The 249-nt window shown below is 66.3% G+C and carries 1 protein-coding gene; it reads left to right on the forward strand.

From position 1 onward, the window contains the following. Nucleotides 1-149 precede the first annotated feature (149 nt). Nucleotides 150-249, forward strand: a 100-nt coding sequence (locus SB679_RS25635) for an FAD-dependent monooxygenase (protein ID WP_410705186.1), incomplete at its 3' end; no start/stop codon positions are given.

Consider the following 249-nt stretch of genomic DNA (forward strand, 5'->3'; position numbering starts at 1 on the left):
CTGGAACCCATCCAACGACCCGATCAGGGTCGGCGGCCAGGATGACCCGCACGGCGGTCCTTTCGACGGCGCTGACGACCGGTTCGTGATCGGTCGGTTCGTGATCCGCGGCCGCCGCTCAAGCACCCCAGCAACGGAGGTTAGCAGCAATGGTTGATGTCGCCGTCGTCGGTTCCGGTCCCAATGGGCTTGCCGCAGCGCTCGTCATGGCACGCGCAGGGTTGGACGTGCATGTCTACGAGGCCGGAG

Origin of the sequence: Chryseobacterium sp. SIMBA_029 (genome assembly GCF_046535275.1) — a bacterium.
In the GTDB taxonomy this organism is placed as follows: Bacteria; Bacteroidota; Bacteroidia; order Flavobacteriales; family Weeksellaceae; genus Chryseobacterium.